Origin of the sequence: Streptomyces sp. NPDC004667, from assembly GCF_040609475.1 — a bacterium.
Taxonomy (GTDB): Bacteria; Actinomycetota; Actinomycetes; order Streptomycetales; family Streptomycetaceae; genus Streptomyces.
Map to the genome: position 1 here is coordinate 1 of NZ_JBEXKC010000052.1, position 18,053 is coordinate 18,053.

General features: G+C 72.3%; 13 protein-coding genes. 9 read left to right on the forward strand and 4 right to left on the reverse strand.

Annotated features, from left to right (window positions below; translation table 11 throughout):
• A partial coding sequence (locus ABZW32_RS25715; RefSeq protein ID WP_356219835.1) for an MFS transporter occupies nucleotides 1-921 on the forward strand: 921 nt, incomplete at its 5' end.
• Nucleotides 922-966: 45 nt separating this feature from the next.
• Here the strand turns inward: ABZW32_RS25715 and ABZW32_RS25720 are convergent.
• Nucleotides 967-1,953, reverse strand: coding sequence for an LLM class flavin-dependent oxidoreductase (locus ABZW32_RS25720; RefSeq protein WP_356219838.1), 987 nt, complete (start codon nucleotides 1,951-1,953; stop codon nucleotides 967-969).
• A gap of 63 nt (nucleotides 1,954-2,016) precedes the next feature.
• On the reverse strand, nucleotides 2,017-3,468 hold the full coding sequence (locus tag ABZW32_RS25725; protein ID WP_356219841.1) for a cytosine permease: 1,452 nt from the start codon (nucleotides 3,466-3,468) through the stop codon (nucleotides 2,017-2,019).
• A 145-nt stretch (nucleotides 3,469-3,613) separates the two neighbouring features.
• Between ABZW32_RS25725 and ftsY the strand changes: the two genes are divergently transcribed.
• Nucleotides 3,614-4,831, forward strand: a complete 1,218-nt coding sequence (ftsY, locus tag ABZW32_RS25730) for a signal recognition particle-docking protein FtsY (RefSeq protein WP_356219844.1) — start codon at nucleotides 3,614-3,616, stop codon at nucleotides 4,829-4,831.
• Nucleotides 4,832-4,905: 74 nt separating this feature from the next.
• On the opposite strand, the gene ABZW32_RS25735 is transcribed toward ftsY, so the two are convergent.
• Complete coding sequence (locus ABZW32_RS25735) at nucleotides 4,906-5,574, reverse strand: bifunctional DNA primase/polymerase (protein ID WP_356219847.1); 669 nt, start codon at nucleotides 5,572-5,574, stop codon at nucleotides 4,906-4,908.
• 408 nt (nucleotides 5,575-5,982) lie between these two features.
• On the opposite strand from ABZW32_RS25735, the gene ABZW32_RS25740 reads away from it, so the two are divergent.
• The 6 genes from ABZW32_RS25740 to ftsH all read left to right on the forward strand — a co-directional run bounded on the left by ABZW32_RS25740 (nucleotide 5,983) and on the right by ftsH (nucleotide 15,639).
• A complete protein-coding gene (locus ABZW32_RS25740) occupies nucleotides 5,983-7,479 on the forward strand; it encodes a hypothetical protein (protein WP_356219850.1) in 1,497 nt (498 codons plus the stop codon).
• Nucleotides 7,480-7,708: 229 nt separating this feature from the next.
• A complete protein-coding gene (locus ABZW32_RS25745; protein ID WP_356219853.1) occupies nucleotides 7,709-9,055 on the forward strand; it encodes an ammonium transporter in 1,347 nt (448 codons plus the stop codon).
• Nucleotides 9,052-9,390 carry a P-II family nitrogen regulator gene (locus ABZW32_RS25750; protein WP_030227390.1) on the forward strand — a complete coding sequence of 113 codons (339 nt, stop codon included), beginning with the start codon at nucleotides 9,052-9,054 and terminating at the stop codon, nucleotides 9,388-9,390. Before ABZW32_RS25745 ends, ABZW32_RS25750 begins: the two co-directional genes overlap by 4 nt.
• Before the next feature lie 17 nt (nucleotides 9,391-9,407).
• Nucleotides 9,408-11,852, forward strand: coding sequence for a [protein-PII] uridylyltransferase (locus ABZW32_RS25755; protein WP_356219856.1), 2,445 nt, complete (start codon nucleotides 9,408-9,410; stop codon nucleotides 11,850-11,852).
• Between the two features lie 158 nt (nucleotides 11,853-12,010).
• Nucleotides 12,011-13,582, forward strand: coding sequence for a signal recognition particle protein (gene ffh / locus ABZW32_RS25760; RefSeq protein ID WP_356219859.1), 1,572 nt, complete (start codon nucleotides 12,011-12,013; stop codon nucleotides 13,580-13,582).
• Nucleotides 13,583-13,719: 137 nt separating this feature from the next.
• Complete coding sequence (gene ftsH, locus ABZW32_RS25765; RefSeq protein WP_356219862.1) at nucleotides 13,720-15,639, forward strand: ATP-dependent zinc metalloprotease FtsH; 1,920 nt, start codon at nucleotides 13,720-13,722, stop codon at nucleotides 15,637-15,639.
• Nucleotides 15,640-15,675: 36 nt separating this feature from the next.
• Here the strand turns inward: ftsH and ABZW32_RS25770 are convergent, their stop codons facing one another.
• Nucleotides 15,676-16,356 (reverse strand): methyltransferase type 11, encoded by a 681-nt coding sequence (locus ABZW32_RS25770; protein WP_356219864.1) that lies wholly within the window; start codon nucleotides 16,354-16,356, stop codon nucleotides 15,676-15,678.
• 131 nt (nucleotides 16,357-16,487) lie between these two features.
• On the opposite strand from ABZW32_RS25770, the gene proS reads away from it, so the two are divergent.
• Nucleotides 16,488-17,900, forward strand: coding sequence for a proline--tRNA ligase (gene proS / locus ABZW32_RS25775; RefSeq protein WP_356219867.1), 1,413 nt, complete (start codon nucleotides 16,488-16,490; stop codon nucleotides 17,898-17,900).
• Nucleotides 17,901-18,053: the final 153 nt, after the last annotated feature.

An 18,053-nucleotide genomic window follows, 5' to 3' on the forward strand; every position in this document is an offset into this window, starting at 1 on the left:
TGGGGCATCCTCAACCTCGCCGACGGCGACCAGCGCGGCGAGATCGGCGGCCTGGAAGCCTGGCAGTGGATGCTCGGCGTCATGGTGGTCCCGGCGGTCCTCTACGGCCTGCTGTCCTTCGCGATCCCCGAGTCCCCCCGCTTCCTCGTCTCGGTCGGCCGCATGGAGAAGGCCAAGACGGTGCTGCGCGAGGTGGAGGGCGAGCACATCGACGCCGACGCCCGGGTCCACGAGATCGACAGCGCCATCCACTCGGAGCACAAGCCGAGGTTCACCGACCTGCTCGGCGGCCGCTTCGGCTTCCTGCCCATCGTCTGGGTCGGCATCGGCCTGTCGGTCTTCCAGCAGCTCGTCGGCATCAACGTGATCTTCTACTACAGCTCGTCGCTGTGGCAGTCGGTCGGCATCGACCCGAGCTCCTCGTTCCTGTACTCCTTCGAGACCTCGGTCGTGAACATCATCGGCACGGTGATCGCGATGCTGCTGGTCGACCGGATCGGCCGCAAGCCGCTGGCCCTCATCGGCTCCGCCGGCATGGCGGTCTCCCTCGGCTGCGCCGCCTGGGCCTTCTCCTACAAGGACACCAGCGGCGGCCAGATCGCCTTGCCCCACACCCAGGGGCTGGTCGCCCTCATCGCGGCCAACTGCTTCGTCCTCTTCTTCGCCCTGTCCTGGGGCGTGGTGGTCTGGGTGCTCCTCGGCGAGATGTTCCCGGGCCGCATCCGCGCCGCGGCCCTGGGCGTGGCCGCCTCCGCCCAGTGGATCGCCAACTGGGTCATCACGGTGTCGTTCCCGACCCTCTCGGACTGGAACCTCTCCGGCGCCTACCTGATCTACACGGCCTTCGCCCTGCTCTCGATCCCCTTCATCCTCAAATGGGTGCCGGAGACCAAGGGCAAGGCGTTGGAGGAGATGGGGTAACCATCCCCCGCCACCACCCCTTTCCTCCGCGGGCGCTGCCCCGGCTCAGTCCTTGAGCCGGGGCAGTACCCGTTCGCACAGCAGCTGCAGGCTCCGCCTGCCCTCGTCCAGGGGCATCCCCCCGCACAGCGGGTGCAGCACCAGGTTCCCCGCCTCGCCCGCGCCCCTCCCGTACGCCACCGCCTCGTCCGGTGTCAGGACCCGGTACACGCCCTCCGCGCGCAGCTCCTCCACCGAGCGCGCGCCCGACCTGACGGCGCTGCGGATGTCCTTGGACTGCCAGGAGGCGTACGTGGCCGCCTCGTGCAGGAAGTGCTCCCCGTACTCGGCCCAGACCCGGTCCGGGTCCTCGGCGACGTGCAGCAGCGGGGTCTCGGCCGCCGGCATCATGCAGAACCCCTCCGTGCCGTACTCCGCCAGCCGGGCCCGGTAGTACTCCTCCAGCTCCGGCAGGTGCGCGCTGGGGAAGAACGGCAGCCCGAGCCGGGCGGCGCGCCGGGCCGCGGCCTCGGAGCTGCCCCCGACCAGCAGCAGCGGGTGCGGCCGGGTGAAGGGGCGCGGGGTCACCCGTACGGTCCGGCCGCGGAAGGTGAACGGTTCGCCGGTCCAGGCCTTCAGCAGGGTCTCCAGCAGCTCGTCCTGGAGCCGGCCGCGCCTGCCCCACTCCACGCCGTGCTGCTCGTACTCCTCGGGCCGGTACCCGATGCCCGCCACCGTCACCAGCCGGCCGCCGCCGATCAGGTCCAGTACGGCGATGTCCTCGGCGACCCTGAGCGGGTCGTGGAGCGGGCCGATGATCGCCGACACGGTGACCGCGATCCGGCGGGTGGCGCCGAACACGGCGCCCGCGAAGGCGAAGGGGGACGGCATCCAGTTGTTGGCGGTGCCGTGGTGCTCCTCGGTCTGGACGGTGTCGATCCCGCGGTCGTCCGCGTACTTCGCCATCTCCAGGGCCGCCCGGTAGCGGGCCGAGAGGGTCTCGGGGGTGCCGTGCGGGTCGACGAGATTGAACCGGACCACGGTGATGGGCATGGAGGAGTCCCCCTTCGCCGGAGGTGGGTGGGCGGGCGAAGGGGGACGGTAGCTGACGCAGCGTCAGTTGGACAGGGATCCGACGGGCTCGGGCTCCTCGGCGGGAGCCCGCACGGCCGGGGCCGGAGTGCGGGGCAGTACCGCGTAGAGCAGGCCGGAGGTCAGGATGCCGGTCACCCAGCCGAGGCCGTTCTCCCCGATCCAGGTGGAGGCGAGCGGCCCGCTGAACCAGTCCACCCTGGTGAACAGCAGCCCGGCCACCAGGGCCGCGCCCCAGGCCGTCATGGCCTGCCAGGCGAAGCCGCCCCGGTACCAGTAGGCGCTGCCCGGCGTGGTGTCCAGCAGTGCCGGGCCGTCGTAGGACGTGCGGCGCAGCATGTCCACGCCGAAGACACCGATCCAGGCGGAGAAGGCCACGGCCAGCAGGGTCAGGAAGGAGATGAACGAACCGAAGAAGCCGGTCGCGACCACCATCAGCAGGAAGCCGAAGACCAGGCTGATGACGGCGTTGACGCTGACCGCGGCGGCGCGCGGCACCCTGATGCCCAGGGTCTGCGCGGTGAAGCCGGCGGAGTACATGGACATCGAGTTGATCAGCAGCATGCCGACGAGGGCGACGAGCAGGTACGGGACCGCGATCCAGGTCGGCAGCAGCTCGCCGATGAAGGAGACCGGGTCCTGGGCGCCCGCCAGGTCCGGGGTGCCGACGGCCATCACCGCGCCCATCAGCACCATCGGCAGCACGACCACGCCCGCGCCGCCGATCGTCGCGCCGACCAGGCCCTTGGAGGAGGCGGTGCGGGGCAGGTAGCGGGTGAAGTCCGGCCCCGAGGGGACCCAGCTGATGCCGCCGGCCGCGATGGTGCCGATGCCCGCGACCATCATCGCCGTGGAGCCGGCCGGCTTGGCGAAGACGGCGGACCAGTCCGTGGTGACGAGCAGGTAGCCGAGGACCAGCACGCTGAACGCGCCGAAGAGGTACGTCGACCACGTCGAGCAGACGCGCAGCGCGTTGATGCCGAGCCCCGAGACCACGAAGGTGCAGCCCACGAAGAAGAGGAGGGTGACCACGATCAGCGGGGTGTTGCTCTTCACGCCGAAGAGCAGGTCGAGGACGGTCAGGACGGCGTAGGCGCCGCTGACCGCGTTGATGGTCTCCCAGCCCCATCGGGCCACCCAGATCAGGGCGCCGGGGAAGAGGTTGCCGCGCTGGCCGAAGACGGCCCTCGACAGCGCCATGCCCGGGGCCCCGCCGCGCTTTCCGGCGATGGATATCAGGCCGACCATGCCGTACGACACGACGGGCGCGGCGACCGCGACGACCAGCACCTGCCAGATGTTGAGCTTGTTGAAGATCACCAGGCCCGCGCCCATGGTGAGCAGCAGCACGCTGATGTTGGCGGCGACCCAGGTGGGGAAGAGCTCGCGGACCCGGCCGTCGCGTTCGCCGTCGGGTACGGGTTCCAGGCCCCGGCTCTCGACGGCGCCGTCGACGGCGGTCTCTTCGGCAGGCACGCGGTACTCCCTGGGGGCGGGGCATGGGGCAAGTCGTCCATCATCGTAGATGTGGCGTTAAAACCCCAAACGGCGGCTTTCGGCTCCGGTGGGAACGCCCAAGGTCCGGGGCCCCGGGCGACCCGTGGCCGATACTGGGGTGGTTATGGAAATCCTGATCCTTGCTGTAGTCATCGCCCTGGTCGCGGTCGGTGTGATCAGCGGGCTCGTGGTCAGCAGCCGCAAGAAGAAGCAGCTGCCCCCCACGGCGCCGCAGAGCACGCCGACCATCACTGCCCCGCCTGCCGAACCGCAGGTGGGGGAGGACGCCGTAGAGACGGCGGAAGAGCCGCGCCGCACCATCGAGGAGGTCGGCCTCCCGACGGCGGAGGCCGAGGCTCCGGTCGAGGCGCCGGCGGCGGAGCCCGAGGCCCCGGCCGCACCCGAGATCGAGGTGCCCGAGCCCACCGCCGGCCGCCTGGTCCGGCTGCGCGCACGGCTCGCCCGTTCCCAGAACTCGCTCGGCAAGGGGCTGCTCACGCTGCTCTCGCGCGAGCACCTCGACGAGGACACCTGGGAGGAGATCGAGGAGACCCTCCTCATCGCCGACGTCGGCGTCGTGCCGACCCAGGAGCTGGTGGACCGGCTCCGGGAGCGGGTCAAGGTGCTCGGCACCCGTACCCCCGCCGACCTGCGCGCGCTGCTGAAGGAGGAGCTGCTGACCCTGGTCGGCACCGACTTCGACCGCGCCGTGAAGACCGAGAGCGGCGTGGACACCCCCGGCGTCGTCATGGTCGTGGGGGTCAACGGCACCGGCAAGACCACCACCACCGGCAAGCTGGCCCGTGTGCTCGTCGCCGACGGCCGCAGCGTGGTGCTCGGCGCCGCCGACACCTTCCGCGCCGCCGCCGCCGACCAGCTGCAGACCTGGGGCGAGCGGGTCGGGGCGCGCACCGTGCGCGGTCCCGAGGGCGGCGACCCCGCCTCGATCGCCTACGACGCGGTCAAGGAGGGCATCGCCGAGGGCGCGGACGTGGTCCTCATCGACACCGCCGGCCGCCTGCACACCAAGACCGGTCTCATGGACGAGCTCGGCAAGGTCAAGCGCGTCGTCGAGAAGCACGGCCCGCTGGACGAGGTCCTGCTGGTCCTCGACGCCACCACCGGCCAGAACGGCCTGACCCAGGCGCGCGTCTTCGCCGAGGTCGTGGACATCACCGGCATCGTGCTGACCAAGCTGGACGGCACCGCCAAGGGCGGCATCGTCGTCGCCGTCCAGCGCGAGCTGGGCGTCCCGGTCAAGCTCGTGGGCCTCGGAGAGGGCCCGGACGACCTGGCACCCTTCGAGCCGGAAGCCTTCGTGGACGCCCTGATCGGCGACTGAGGACCGGTCCCGTCACGCGTACAGGTGCCCCCGCATCCGCTCCGGATGCGGGGGCACCGGCGTCCGCGGGGGGCTCAGCGCCGGAAGCGGTGGCAGGTGTAGGCCAGGGTGCCCAGCAGCAGGCGGGCCTGCGGCGGACCGCCCGCGCAGTCCAGCGCGGGCCGGCGCAGCCAGCCGGCCGGGCCCAGGCCCCCGTGGTCGCTGGGCGGGGCGGTCAGGAAGGCTCCGTGGCCCAGGGCCCGCAGGTCCAGATCGGCGTCGTCCCAGCCCATCCGGTACAGCAGCTGAGGGAGCTCGGCGGCGGCGCCCGGGGCGACGAAGAACTGCGCGCGGCCGTCGGGGGTCACCGTGACGGGCCCCAGCGGAAGGCCCATGCGTTCCATCCGGACCAGTGCCCGCCGCCCGGCCTCCGCCGAGACCTCGATCAGGTCGAAGGCGCGGCCCACGGGCAGCAGGATCGCCGCGCCGGGGTACTCGCCCCAGATCTCGGTGACCTCGTCCAGGGTGGCGCCCCCGGGGACGGTGGGAGCGAAGTCCAGCGGATGCGCGCCCGGCGCGACGCAGTCCGTACGGCCGCAGGAGCAGTCCCGGGCCGGAGCCGCGGCGCGGGCGCCGGGAACGGCGTCCCAGCCCCACAGTCCCGTGTACTCCGCCACGGTCGTGCACTCCGAGGTCCGGCCGCGGCGCCGGACACCGGAACGGAACTCCTTGGTGCCGCGGCTGCCGCCGATCGTGAAGCCCATGCCCATGCCCCCTCCAACGGGTCGGACGCGCCGGTGGTTACGACGTCCGCGGGACCGGTCGGCCGGGCGGGGGCGGTACGCCTTCCACCGGGGCCCGCCCGGCGCACTCCTCGCCGCGCGCGCCCCCTGCGCACTCCCGTCCAACCGTTCTGTTTCGCCGTGGTGTCAAGTGAATCGCGCCTGGCCGGTGGGGAGTTCATTCGAAGGGGTGGCGAATGGTGGCGTTTCCGGGATCGACCTCGCGGCAGGGGTGATCGTAGGATTACTTTCGGTGCACGAACCCGAAAGGCGAGCCCGTTCGTGGGTATGCCGGAGGCAAACTGTGGAGGACCTGTGAAGGTCCCAGGCGGCGGTGCCCGCCCCGGCCAGGGTTTGTGCTGAAGAAGCGATGCGGATGGGGGCGTTCCAGTGAGCGGCAGCGGCGCAAGCGGAACGAGTGGCGATGCCGCCGAGGACAGGAACGTCCAGCTGACCTCGTGGTTCGTCCGCAGCGGCTGGTCCAAGGGCGAACTCGCCCGCCAGGTGAACCGCCGCGCCCGGCAGATGGGCGCCCACCACATCAGCACCGACACCTCCCGGGTGCGCCGCTGGCTCGACGGCGAACAGCCCCGTGAGCCCGTGCCCCGCATCCTCTCCGAGCTGTTCTCCGAGCGGTTCGGCTCCGTCGTCGCCATCGAGCAGCTGGGCCTGCGCACCGCCCACCAGACCCCCTCCGTCTCCGGCGTCGACCTGCCCTGGGCGGGCCCGCAGACCGTGGAACTGCTCAGCGAGTTCTCCCGCAGCGACCTCATGCTGGCCCGCCGGGGCTTCCTCGGGACCTCGCTCGCCCTCTCCGCCGGCCCCGCCCTCATCGAGCCCATGCAGCGCTGGCTCGTCCCGTCCCCGGCCGCCGACCCCGGCGCGCGCGCCGACGGCGGCTCCGCGGGCCGGAGCCCCGGGCAGCGGCCCCCCAGGCTGACCGAACCGGAGCTGGGCCTCCTCGAAGCCACCACCGTGATGTTCCGCCAGTGGGACGCCCAGTGCGGTGGCGGACTGCGCCGCAAGGCCGTGGTCGGACAGCTCCACGAGGTCACCGACCTGCTCCAGGAGAACCACCCGGCCCCGGTCATGAAGCGGCTCTTCAAGGTGGCCGCCGAACTCTCCGAACTCGCCGGCTGGATGAGCTACGACATCGGCCTGCACCCGACCGCCCAGAAGTACTTCGTCCTCGCGCTGCACGCCGCGAAGGAGGGCGGCGACAAGCCGCTCGGCTCGTACATCCTCTCCAGCATGAGCCGCCAGATGATCCACCTGGGCCGCCCCGAGGACGCACTGGAGCTCGTCCACCTCGCCCAGTACGGCAGCCGCGACTGCGCCGGACCGCGCACCCAGGCCATGCTGTATGCGATGGAGGCCCGCGCCTACGCCAACATGGGCCAGCCGAGCCGCTGCAAGCGGGCCGTGCGGATGGCCGAGGACACCTTCTCCGACGTCGGCTTCGACGGCGAGCCCGAGCCCGACTGGATCCGCTTCTTCTCCGAGGCCGAGCTCAACGGCGAGAACTCCCACTCGTTCCGGGACCTGGCCTACGTCGCCGGGCGCAGCCCCACGTACGCCTCCCTCGCCGAACCGGTCATGGCACGGGCCGTCGAGCTGTTCTCCAAGGACGACGAACACCAGCGCTCGTACGCCCTGAACCTCATCGGCATGGCCACCGTCCACCTGCTCCAGAAGGAACCCGAGCAGGCCACCGTCCTCGTGGACCGCGCCCTCGACGTGGCGCGAAAGGTGCGCTCCGAACGGGTGAACACCCGGCTCCGCAAGACCGTGGACAGCGCCGCCCGTGAATACGGCGACGTGGCCGAGGTGGTCCGGCTCACCGACCTCCTCGCGTCCCGGCTTCCCGAGGCCGCCGAGGCGGTCTAGCCCTCCCCACCGATCCAGGGCCCTTCGAGTTCTGTTCATTGACGCGTAACACGCCCGACCTCTTCGTCATCGGGGCGAAACACCCAGCGGCGCCGCCGGAAACCGGCCTGCGCGAATCTCAGGGCCAATAACCGGCCAGTCCCCAGGCCAGCCCCCCGGCCTACGCCTTGCGCCGCTCAGGTTTTCACGCTCGCCCGCACGCGAACGTACCGACGACGAGGAGACGCCGATGGCATCAGCCATCACGACCCTCGCGGCAGACGCCCCGACGCTCTCTGCCGCGAACACCGGGTTCATGCTCATCTGCTCCGCCCTGGTCATGCTGATGACCCCGGGACTCGCCTTCTTCTACGGAGGCATGGTCCGCGTCAAGAGCAGCCTCAACATGCTGATGATGAGCTTCATCAGCCTCGGGATCGTCACGATCCTGTGGGTCCTCTTCGGCTTCAGCCTCGCCTTCGGCACCGACTCCGGCTCGCTCATCGGCTGGAACTCCGACTACGTCGGCCTCAGCGGCATCGGCATCACCGAGCTGTGGGACGGCTACACCATCCCGGTCTACGTCTTCGCCGTCTTCCAGCTGATGTTCGCCGTCATCACCCCGGCCCTGATCAGCGGCGCCCTCGCCGACCGCGTGAAGTTCAGCGCCTGGGTGCTGTTCTCCGCCCTGTGGGTCACCGTCGTCTACTTCCCCGTCGCCCACTGGGTCTGGGGCACCGGCGGCTGGCTCTTCGAGCTCGGCGTCATCGACTTCGCGGGCGGCACCGCCGTCCACATCAACGCCGGCGCCGCGGCCCTCGGCGTCATCCTCGTCATCGGCAAGCGCGTCGGCTTCAAGCGGGACCCGATGCGCCCGCACAGCCTCCCCCTCGTGATGCTCGGCGCCGGCCTGCTGTGGTTCGGCTGGTTCGGCTTCAACGCCGGATCCTGGCTCGGCAACGACGACGGCGTCGGCGCGGTCATGTTCGTCAACACCCAGGTCGCCACCGCCGCCGCGATGCTCGCCTGGCTCGGCTACGAGAAGCTGCGCCACGGCTCCTTCACCACCCTCGGTGCCGCCTCCGGCGCGGTCGCCGGCCTCGTCGCCATCACCCCCTCCGGAGGCTCCTGCTCCCCGCTCGGCGCGATCGCCATCGGCGCCATCGCCGGTGTGCTGTGCGCCATGGCCGTGGGCCTGAAGTACCGGTTCGGCTACGACGACTCCCTCGACGTCGTCGGCGTCCACCTCGTCGGCGGCATCGCCGGCTCCCTCCTGGTCGGCCTCTTCGCCACCGGCGGGGTCCAGTCCGACGCGGCCGGCCTCTTCTACGGCGGCGGCCTGGCCCAGCTCGGCAAGCAGGCCGTCGGCGTCTTCTCCGTCCTCGCCTACTCCCTCGTGGTCTCCGCCGTCCTGGCGTTCCTCCTCGACAAGACCATCGGGATGCGGGTATCCGAGGACGTGGAGGTCTCGGGCATCGACCAGAGCGAGCACGCCGAGACCGCCTACGACTTCAGCGGGGCCGGCGGCGGGATCTCCTCCCGCGCCGCCGCGGCCCCCGCCCCCGTTGCCGCAGCGAGCAAGAAGGTCGACGCATGAAGCTGATCACCGCGATCGTCAAGCCCTACAAGCTGGACGAGATCAAGGAAGCCCTCCAGGCCTTCGGAGTCCAGGGGCTCACCGTCTCCGAGGCCAGCGGCTACGGCCGCCAGCGCGGCCACACCGAGGTCTACCGGGGCGCCGAGTACACCGTGGACCTCGTACCGAAGATCCGCATCGAGGTGCTCGTCGACGACGTGGACGCCGAGGACGTGATCGACGTCGTCGTACGGGCGGCCCGCACCGACAAGATCGGCGACGGCAAGGTGTGGAGCGTCCCCGTGGACTCGGTCGTACGGGTCCGCACCGGCGAGCGCGGCGCTGACGCGCTCTAGGTGACGGGAGCTCCCGGGTGACGAGCGTCGAAGAGACCACCGACGGCACCGGCGACGACCGCCCGGACGGCTCGGGACCCAGCGGGTACGCCGCGGCCCGGCTGCGACTCCTCCAGGAGGAATCGCGGTCCGGGCCCTCGCGGCGTTCCGCGCTGTCCGCGCTGTCCGACCACTGGCTGTCCGCGCTGTTCGCGGCGGCCACGCGGGAGACCGGCGTACGGGGCGCCGCCCTCGTCGCCGTCGGCGGCTACGGCCGGGCGGAACTCTCCCCGCGCAGCGATCTCGACCTACTGCTGCTCCACGACGGCAAGGCGGAACCCCGCGCGCTCGGTGCGCTCGCCGACCGCCTCTGGTACCCCGTGTGGGACCTCGGCCTGGCCCTGGACCACTCGGTGCGCACCCCGGGCGAGGCACGCAAGACCGCCGCCGAGGACCTCAAGGCCCACCTCGGCCTGCTGGACGCACGGCTCGTCGCCGGGGACGCCGGGCTGCTCGCGGGGCTGCGCACCTCGGTCCTGGCCGACTGGCGCAACCAGGCCGTCAAACGGCTCCCGCAGCTGCGCGACCTGTGCCGGGAACGCGCCGAGCGGGCCGGGGAGCTGCGCTTCCTGCTGGAACCCGACCTGAAGGAGGCCCGCGGCGGACTGCGCGACGCCACCGCCCTGCGCGCCGTCGCCGCGTCCTGGCTGGCCGACGCCCCGCGCGAGGGACTGGCCGACGCCCGCCGCCGGCTGCTCGACGCCCGGGACGCGCTGCACCTGGTCACCGGCCGGGCCACCGACCGGCTCTCCCTCCAGGAGCAGCCCCAGGTCGCCGCCCGGCTGGGGCTGCTCGACGCCGACGCCCTGCTCCGCGAGGTGTACGAGGCCGCCCGGGTGATCTCCTACGCGGGCGACGTCACCTGGCGCGAGGTCGGCCGGGTACTGCGGGCCCGGACCGCCCGGCCCCGGCTGCGCGGACTCCTCGGCACCCGCGGCGCGCCCGCCGCCGAACGGGCACCGCTGGCCGAGGGCGTCGTGGAGTCCGACGGGGAGGCCGTGCTGGCCCTGGCCGCCCGGCCCGAGAGGGACCCCGTCCTGCCGCTGCGCTTCGGCGCGGCCGCCGCCCAGGCGGGCCTGCCCGTCTCGCTGCACGCCGTACGCCGCCTCGCGGACCGGGCCCGGCCGCTGCCCGTGCCCTGGCCGGCGGAGGCCCGGGAACAGCTGCTCACCCTGCTGGGCGCCGGGGAGCCGACGGTGGCCGTCTGGGAGGCGCTGGAGGCCGAGGGACTGATCACCCGGCTGCTCCCCGACTGGGAGCGGGTGCGCTGCCGGCCCCAGCGCAACCCCGTGCACACCTGGACGGTGGACCGGCACCTGATCGAGACGGCCGTGCGGGCCTCGGCGCTGACCCGCCGGGTGAGCCGCCCCGACCTGCTGCTCATGGCGGCCCTGCTGCACGACATCGGCAAGGGCTGGCCCGGGGACCACTCCGTGGCCGGCGAGACCATCGCCCGCGACATGGCCACCCGGGTGGGCTTCGACCCCGAGGACGTCGCCGTGCTCGGCACCCTCGTGCGCCACCACCTGCTGCTGGTCGACACCGCCACCCGGCGCGACCTCGACGACCCCGCCACCGTGAAGGCCGTCGCGGCGGCCGTCGGCTCGACGGGCACCCTGGAGATCCTGCACGCCCTCACCGAGGCCGACGCGCTCGCGACGGGCCCCGCCGCCTGGAGCACCTGGCGGGGCTCCCTCGTGGCCGACCTCGCGGCCCGGGTCGCCGCCGTCCTCAGCGGTTCCCCGCCCGCCGCCACCGAGCTGGAGATCCCGACCACCGAGCAGGAACGCCTGGCGGTGGAGGCCCTGCGCACCGGGGAGCCGGTGCTCGCGCTGCACGCGCGCCGGGAGGAGGACGAAGCCGTCGGGGTCGAGCTCGTCGTCGCCGTCCCCGACCAGCCGGGGGTGCTCCCGGCGGCGGCCGGGGTCCTGGCGCTGCACCGGCTGACCGTGCGGGCGGCCGAGCTGCGCTTCCTGGATCTGCCGGACCGGCTGGGGGAGGCCCTGGTGCTGCGCTGGCGGGTGGCCGCCGAGTACGGGGCCCTGCCGGAGGCAGCCCGGCTGCGGACCGACCTGGTCCGGGCGCTGGACGGCTCGCTGGACGTACCGGCGCGGCTGGCGGACCGCGAGGCGGCGTACCCGAGGCGGCGCGGGGTGGTCCCGCCGCCGCCCCGGGTCACCGTCGTCCCCGACGTCTCCTCGCTGGCCACCGTGCTGGAGGTGCGGGCGCCCGACGCGGTGGGGCTGCTGCACCGCATCGGGCACGCGCTGGAGTCCCGCGGGGTCCGGGTGCGCAGCGCCCACGTCTCGACGCTGGGCGCCAACGCGGTGGACACCCTGTACGTGGTCGACACCGACGGCAAACCCCTGTCCCGGGCCGACGCCGCCGACCTGGCGGCGGCGGTGGAGACGGCCCTGTCCTAGACCCCGTCCCCGCTCCCGTCCGGCTTCCCCGGGTCCGCCCACGGCGAGCCGGGGCGGGGGCGGGCACGGGATTGCCTCCCGCAGGGCCGGGCAGGCGGCGTGGCCCGATACCCTGGGGGACGACCACCACGCCCCCGACCCGAGGAATCGCGACCACCGTGTTCGATACGCTTTCCGACCGCCTCAGCGCGACCTTCAAGTCCCTCCGGGGCAAAGGCCGCCTCTCCGAGCAGGACATCGACGCTGCGGCGCGGGAAATCCGTATCGCCCTCCTCGAGGCCGACGTCGCGCTTCCCGTCGTCCGCTCCTTCATCGCGAACGTCAAGGAAAGGGCCCGTGGCGAGGAGGTCAGCAAGGCGCTGAACCCCGGCCAGCAGGTCCTGAAGATCGTCAACGACGAGCTGGTCTCCATCCTCGGCGGCGAGACCCGCCGCCTGCGCTTCGCCAAGACCGCGCCCACCGTGATCATGCTGGCCGGTCTCCAGGGTGCCGGTAAGACCACCCTCGCCGGAAAGCTCGGCCTCTGGCTCAAGGGGCAGGGCCACACCCCGCTCCTCGTCGCGTGCGACCTCCAGCGCCCCAACGCCGTCAACCAGCTCTCCGTGGTCGCCGAGCGCGCCGGTGTCGCCGTCTACGCGCCGCAGCCCGGCAACGGCGTCGGGGACCCGGTCCAGGTGGCCAAGGACTCCGTCGAGTACGCCCGTACCAAGCAGCACGACATCGTCATCGTCGACACCGCCGGCCGCCTCGGCATCGACCAGGAGCTGATGCAGCAGGCCGCGGACATCCGCGACGCCGTCAGTCCCGACGAGATCCTCTTCGTCGTCGACGCGATGATCGGCCAGGACGCGGTCAACACCGCGGAGGCCTTCCGCGACGGCGTCGGCTTCGACGGCGTGGTGCTGTCCAAGCTCGACGGCGACGCCCGCGGTGGTGCCGCGCTCTCCATCGCGCACGTCACCGGCAAGCAGATCATGTTCGCCTCGAACGGCGAGAAGCTCGACGAGTTCGACGCCTTCCACCCCGACCGCATGGCGGGCCGGATCCTCGACATGGGTGACATGCTCACCCTCATCGAGCAGGCCGAGAAGACCTTCTCGCAGGCCGAGGCCGAGAAGATGGCGGCCAAGCTCGCCAAGGGTCCCAAGGAGTTCACGCTCGACGACTTCCTGGCCCAGATGGAGCAGGTCCGCAAGATGGGCTCCATCTCCAAGCTCCTGGGCATGCTGCCGGGCATGGGCCAGATCAAGGACCAGATCAACAACATCGACGAGCGCGACGTGGACCGCACCGCCGCGATCATCAAGTCGATGACCCCGGCCGAGCGCCAGGACCCGCACATCATCAACGGCTCCCGCCGCGCCCGTATCGCCAAGGGCTCCGGCGTCGAGGTCAGCGCCGTCAAGTCGCTGGTCGAGCGGTTCTTCGAGGCCCGCAAGATGATGTCCCGCATGGCCCAGGGCGGCGGCATGCCGGGCATGCCCGGCATCCCCGGGATGGGCGGTGGCCCCGGCCGGCAGAAGAAGCAGGTCAAGCAGGCCAAGGGCAAGCGCAAGAGCGGCAACCCGATGAAGCGCAAGGAAGAGGAGGCCGCGGCCGCGGCCCGGCGCGAGCAGGGCCCGCAGGCGACCGAGCCCGCCGCCGCCGGCAACCCGTTCGGGCTCCCCACGGGCGGCCAGGGCGGTCAGGACTTCGACCTGCCGGACGAGTTCAAGAAGTTCATGAAGTAGGACCGGCACCGGCGCACCCGGTACGCGAAGAGGGCCCCGGCCGTGCACGCACGGCCGGGGCCCTCCCGTTTCCCGCGGGGGCATATGTCTTGTTTGTCGCCTAAGGTCGGCCGGGAGGACGGCAAAAGGAGGCCCCCGTGCCCAGCGCCACCCCCGTACCGCCGCGCGACCGGGCCGACACCCCCTGGCGCTCGGAAGGCGCCCCGCCCGCGCCGCCGCCCAGGAAGCGGATGCCCGGCGGCTGGCGCGGGCTGATCCTCACCGCGCTGATCGTCTACCTGATCGCCAACCTGGTCCTGTCCTTCTTCAACGAGGGCGACGAGCCGGTCGTCTCGTACACGGAGTTCAGCAAGCAGGTCGCCGCGGGCAACGTCTCGAAGATCTACTCCAAGGGCGACGCCATCCAGGGCGAGCTCAAGGCCGCGCAGCCGCTCCCCGGCGGCAAGGGCGACTACACCAAGTTCACCACCCAGCGCCCCGCGTTCGCCGACGACCAGCTGTGGGCCAACCTCACCCAGCACAACGTGACCGTGACCGCCTCACCCGTCGTCGAACAGCGCAGCTTCCTCGCCAACCTGCTGCTCTCCCTCGCCCCCATGCTGCTCCTGATCCTCCTGTGGGTGGTCATCGCCCGGCGGATGGGCTCGGGGATGGGCGGCGGCATGGGCGCCCTGGGCCGCAAGGCCCCGCCCAAACCCGTGGAGCTGGCGGGCGTCAAGCGCACCACTTTCGAGGACGTGGCGGGCATCGACGAGGTCGAGGGCGAGCTGAACGACGTCGTCGACTTCCTGAAGAACCCCGGACAGTACCGCCGGATGGGCGCCCGGATGCCGCGCGGCGTCCTGCTGTCCGGCCCGCCCGGCACCGGCAAGACCCTGCTGGCACGGGCCGTCGCCGGCGAGGCGGGCGTGCCCTTCTTCTCCGCCTCCGCCTCCGAGTTCATCGAGATGATCGTCGGCGTGGGCGCCTCACGGGTGCGCGAACTGTTCGCGGAGGCGCGCAAGGTGGCCCCCGCGATCATCTTCATCGACGAGATCGACACCATCGGCCGGGCCCGGGGAGCCGGGGCCGGCATGGGCGGCCACGACGAACGCGAACAGACCCTGAACCAGATCCTCACCGAGATGGACGGCTTCTCCGGCACCGAGGGCGTGATCGTGCTGGCAGCCACCAACCGGGCCGACGTCCTGGACCCGGCACTGACCCGCCCCGGCCGCTTCGACCGCACGGTGGTCGTCTCCCCGCCCGACCGGGACGGCCGGGCGGCCATCCTGCGCATCCACACCCGCGACATCCCGCTCGCCCCCGACGTGGACCTGGTCCGGGTGGCCCGGACCACCCCGGGCATGACGGGCGCCGAACTCGCCAACCTCGCCAACGAGGCCGCTCTGCTGGCCGTCAAACGCCGACGCGACCAGGTGACCCCGGCCGACCTGTCCGAGGCCCTGGAGAAGATCCAGCTGGGTGCGGAACGGTCCCTGGTGATGCCCGACGAGGAGCGCCGCCGCACCGCGTACCACGAGAGCGGGCACGCCCTGCTCGGCATGCTCCGCCCCGGCGCCGACCCCGTCCGCAAGATCACCATCGTCCCCCGCGGACGCGCCCTCGGCGTCACCCTCTCGGCCCCGGACGCCGACCGGTACGCCTACACCGAGGAGTACCTCCGCGGCCGGATCATCGGCGCCCTGGGCGGCATGGCCGCCGAGCACGTCGTCTACGACGTCATCACCACGGGCTCCGAGAGCGACCTGGAACAGGTCACCGGCATCGCCCGCGGCATGGCCGGCCGCTGGGGCATGAGCGAACGCGTCGGACGCCTGACCGCCATCCCCTCCGACGGCCAGAGCCCCTACGGCCTCGCCGCCGCACCCGCCACCCTCGACGCCGTCGACCACGAGATGCGCCGGATCGTCGACGAGTGCTACGAGGAGGCCTGCCGCGTCCTGCGCGAGCACCGTCCGCGGCTCGACGCCCTGGCGGAGGCCCTGCTCGCCCACGAGACCCTGGACGAGAAGGCGGCGTACGCCGCGGCCGGGATCCCCCGACTGGAGAAGTAGCGCCGGGTGGCCCGAGGGCCGCCCGGCGGCCGGCCGTCAGGCGACCCGGGCGACGACGTAGCGGAAGATGTTCGGCAGCCAGACGGCTCCGTCGCTCCGCTCGTACGGGTGAAGCGCCTCGGACAGCTCCTTCTCCGCCAGCGCGGGATCGGCCGCCGCGTCGTAGAGCCCCGTCGACAGCAGACCCCGTACGGCGCTGTCCACGTCCGCGTACCCGAACGGGCAGAACACCCGCCCCGACCCGTCCGGCACCAGGCCCGCCTCCGCCACCAGCTCGTCCAGGTCCCGGGCCGCCGGGCCGCCGCCCAGCACCGCCGGGACCGTGCAGCGCTCCGCCGGACCCCAGTCGGCCAGTACCACCGCGCCGCCCCGCCGGACCGCCGGCAGGGCCTGCGCCAGGGCGCCCGGCCCCGGCGAGAGCGCCAGCAGCACGTCGTAGGGCCGCGCGGCGGGCACCGGGGGAGCCGCCACCACCTCCAGCAGCCGCTCCCGGGCCAGCGCCCGGCGGGCCGGATCCGCCTCCACGCCCGTGGCGGCGGCGCCCCGGCCCGCGGCCAGCAGCAGGGGCAGCCCGGCCCCGCAGCCGAGGCCCAGCAGCCGGTCGCCCGGCCCGACCTCCAGCCGGTCGTAGACCGCCTCGTACAGCGGTACCAGCATCCGTTCCTGGATCTCCGCCCAGTCCCGGGCGACGAGCGTCGCCGTCGGCGTCGGTGTCATCGAAAGAGCGCTCCTGATTCCGTCTCGCCCCCTTGCCCCCGTTGCCAGGGAACTCCCCATTCGCCCCCGCGTCCAGAGGAGTGCGCCACCCGATTCACGCTCGGTGCGCCCGGCGCCGTACCATTCGCGCCATGGCAAAGGCACCCGTTCTCACCCCGCAGGCGGAGGATTTCCCCCGCTGGTACCAGGATCTGATCAACAAGGCCGAGCTGGCCGACAACGGTCCGGTCCGCGGCACCATGGTCATCCGACCGTACGGCTACGGCCTGTGGGAGCGGATGCAGCAGGAGATGGACGCCCGCATCAAGGACGCGGGTGCGCAGAACGCCTACTTCCCGCTGTTCATCCCGCAGTCGTACCTGACGAAGGAAGCCGAGCACGTCGAGGGCTTCGCCCCCGAGCTCGCGGTCGTCACCCACGGCGGCGGCAAGGAGCTGGAGGAGCCGGTCGTCGTCCGGCCCACCTCCGAGACGATCATCAACGACTACTTCTCCAAGTGGGTCCAGAGCTACCGGGACCTGCCCCTGCTGATCAACCAGTGGGCCAACGTGGTCCGCTGGGAGATGCGCCCCCGCGTGTTCCTCCGTACGAGCGAGTTCCTCTGGCAGGAGGGCCACACCGCCCACGCGACGTACGAGGACGCCCGCGACTACGCCGCCCGCATCCACCGCGACGTCTACGGCGACTTCATGACGAACGTGCTCGGCATCGACGTCGTGCTCGGCCGCAAGACCGCCAAGGAGCGCTTCGCCGGCGCCATCAACACCCTCACCCTCGAAGGCATGATGGGTGACGGCAAGGCGCTCCAGCTGGGCACGAGCCACGAGCTCGGCACCAACTTCGCCAAGGCCTTCAACACCCAGTACCTGTCGAAGGAAGGCAAGCAGGAGCTTGTCTGGCAGACCTCGTGGGGCGTCTCGACCCGCATGGTCGGCGGCCTGATCATGTCCCACGGCGACGACAACGGCCTGCGCGTCCCGCCGCGCCTGGCGCACGTCCAGGTCGTCGTCATGGCGATCAAGGGCGACGAGGCCGTGGCGAAGGTCCGCGAGCTGGGTGCGCAGCTGAAGGCCGCCGGCATCCGCGTCCAGGTCGACGACCGCGTCGACACCCCCTTCGGCCGCCGCGCCGTGGACTGGGAGCTCAAGGGCGTACCGGTCCGCATCGAGATCGGCCCCCGAGACCTGGAGGCCGGCACCGCGATGCTGGCCCGCCGGATCCCGGGCGGGAAGACCCCGGTGCAGATCGACGCCCTCGCCGACCTGCTGCCCAAGGTCCTCGACGAGGACCAGGCGCAGCTGCTGCGCGAGTCCCGCGAGCGCCGTGAGGCCCGTACGTCGGACGTCTCGACCATCGAGGAGGCCGCCGAGGCCGCCGTCGCCGGCGGCTGGGCGCGCATCCCGTGGGCCGACCTGGGCCCCGAGGGCGAGGCCAAGCTGGCCGAGCAGGCCGTCTCCGTACGCTGCCTGATCGCCGCGGACGGGTCGGTTCCGGAGACGGACGACGCCCCCGGTACGCTCGCCATCGTGGCGCGCTCGTACTGACGCACGTGATCGCGCCCCCGGCGTGCGGCTTCGGCCGCGCGCCGGGGGCGTGGCCGTTGCCGGTCTTCGTTACGTACCGACTCCTCCTGAGATCGACGCACCCGTCCTCCTCGGGACGCATCAGAGTGAACTGACTGGTACGTGCAAAAAATT

What these genes read in the sequence shown, in the direction of transcription:
- ABZW32_RS25720 (WP_356219838.1), bottom strand. Translation starts at nt 1,953, where the DNA reads ATGCCCATCACCGTGGTCCGGTTCAATCTCGTCGACCCGCACGGCACC.
- ftsY (WP_356219844.1), top strand. Translation starts at nt 3,614, where the DNA reads ATGGAAATCCTGATCCTTGCTGTAGTCATCGCCCTGGTCGCGGTCGGT.
- ABZW32_RS25735 (WP_356219847.1), bottom strand. Translation starts at nt 5,574, where the DNA reads ATGGGCTTCACGATCGGCGGCAGCCGCGGCACCAAGGAGTTCCGTTCC.
- ABZW32_RS25745 (WP_356219853.1), top strand. Translation starts at nt 7,709, where the DNA reads ATGGCATCAGCCATCACGACCCTCGCGGCAGACGCCCCGACGCTCTCT.
- ABZW32_RS25750 (WP_030227390.1), top strand. Translation starts at nt 9,052, where the DNA reads ATGAAGCTGATCACCGCGATCGTCAAGCCCTACAAGCTGGACGAGATC.
- ABZW32_RS25770 (WP_356219864.1), bottom strand. Translation starts at nt 16,356, where the DNA reads ATGACACCGACGCCGACGGCGACGCTCGTCGCCCGGGACTGGGCGGAG.
- proS (WP_356219867.1), top strand. Translation starts at nt 16,488, where the DNA reads ATGGCAAAGGCACCCGTTCTCACCCCGCAGGCGGAGGATTTCCCCCGC.